The organism is Candidatus Stoquefichus massiliensis AP9 (assembly GCF_000455285.1).
Classification (GTDB): domain Bacteria; phylum Bacillota_I; class Bacilli_A; order Erysipelotrichales; family Coprobacillaceae; genus Stoquefichus; species Stoquefichus massiliensis.
This window is the reverse complement of sequence record NZ_HG005284.1, coordinates 387,949-389,982: the sequence shown is the minus strand read 5'-3', so window position 1 is coordinate 389,982 and position 2,034 is coordinate 387,949. Positions and strand designations below refer to the sequence as shown.

Genomic DNA, 2,034 nt, shown 5'->3' with positions numbered 1-2,034 from the left:
CTTCCATACTTACTAACAAGTACATTTACAGTGATGATGTTTTACGTTATTCATAGTCTATCAATGAATCCAGAATTGAGTGAATATAGCACAACAGCTCCAGTTATTTTAGAAATGGGTTCAATGATTGTTATTATTTTTTCAATTATATTTTTATTCTATGTCAATAGTTTTCTTATTAAGCGTAGGAAAAAAGAAATAGCACTATACAATATTCTGGGGATGGAAAAGAAGCATGTCATGATTATGATGTTATTTGAAACCATCTTTACAACTGTTGTTTCATTAGTATTAGGAATTCTTTTTGGAGCAATCTTTAGTAAACTAATGTTTTTATTACTAGTCAATTTAGCTCATATTCAAACCACAATGACTTTTGAAATTCCTGTAATCACAATTATCTTTACACTTGTTATGTATAGTACTATTTTTATGGTTGCATATTTATTTAATGTCATTCAAATTAAATTAGCGAATCCAATTGAACTTTTACGTGGTGGGGATCATGGTGAAAAAGAACCAAAGACAAAGTGGTTATTCACATTGATTGGAATCTTAACATTAGGAGCAGGTTATTATCTTGCACAAACTATTGAAGATCCAATACAAGCATTAATGTTATTCTTTGTTGCAGTTGTATTGGTTATTATCGGAACATACTGTTTATTTACAGCTGGTTCAATTATGATTTTGAAGATATTAAAGAAAAACAAACGTTTCTATTATCAGACAAGACATTTTACATCAGTATCACAAATGATATATCGTATGAAACAAAATGCAGTAGGACTGGCAAGTATCTGTATCTTATGTACATGTATATTGGTCATGATATCTTCTACAGTCACATTAAACTTAGGAATCAAAGATTCTGTTCAAAATATGCTCAATGAAGATTATCAGATTAAGGTCTTTGCTGATGAGAAAGGACAGTTGCCATCACAGAATGATTTAAATAGACTTTATACCCAAATCCAAATGAATTTAAAGGATAATCATATAGAAACATCAGCATTTGTTGTACGTACTGTTTATGAAGTTGCTTATAATGAAAAAAATGGACAATTGATTACTGGTGAAGGTGGTGATTCCATAGATTTTAGAAGTTTATCAGCAATGACATTGGATGAATATAATCGTGCTTATCACAAAAATGAATCTTTAAAAGATAATGAAGTTCTTGTGCATTCGAATTTTGAAAATTTAAAAGATCAAATTTTTATTAATGGAAAAACTTTTAATATTTGTTCTGAAGTAAAAGAACACTATTTTCTAGATACAGAATTTTCTGGACTAGCCAAATATACAGGTATAGTCTTTCCAAACGAAAAAATCTTAAAAGATACTCTATCAACAATGAATAATCAAATAGGACCTATTCAATATCTCTCTATTGAATATCAAAATCAAGAAGATGCAAAAGCAGCAGAAGATGTGATTACAAATGTAACAGAAAACACATTGGGAATAACATTGCATACATCTTCACAATATGAAATGGAAGTCATGTTTACTGATTCTTATGGAAGTTTATTCTTTTTAGGAATATTCCTAGGATTATTATTCCTTATGGCTGCAATTATCATTATGTATTATAAACAATTATCTGAAGGTTATGAAGATCAAAAACGTTTTGAAATCATGCAAAATGTGGGAATGAGCATAAAGGAAGTCAAACAAACAATACGTTCACAAGTTTTAATTTTCTTCTTTTTACCACTTGTTGTGGCAGTCATTCATATGGTATTTGCTTCTAAGATGATTATGAAAATGTTTAGTTATTTAATTGTTTCAGGAAATGGATTATTTATAATGTGTACGTTCATTTCTGTGATTATTTTAGCTATTATATATAGCATTGTTTATACTTTAACAGCAAGAACGTATTATAGAATTGTAAGAAAATAAATAGTTTGAAAGGAATAATCTTAGGTTATTCCTTTTCTTCTATTGAGTTATGTTTGTCATATGAGTCATAAGTGATTATAATGTTAAAAAGGTATTCTTACATCAATGTAAGGATAGATGATGAAA

Annotated in this window: 1 protein-coding gene; it reads left to right on the top strand. The window is 28.4% G+C overall.

The features are described 5' to 3' along the window. Positions 1 to 1,908, top strand: a 1,908-nt coding sequence (locus tag BN350_RS02060) for an ABC transporter permease (RefSeq protein WP_028042105.1), incomplete at its 5' end; no start/stop codon positions are given. Between the last annotated feature and the right edge of the window lie 126 nt (positions 1,909 to 2,034).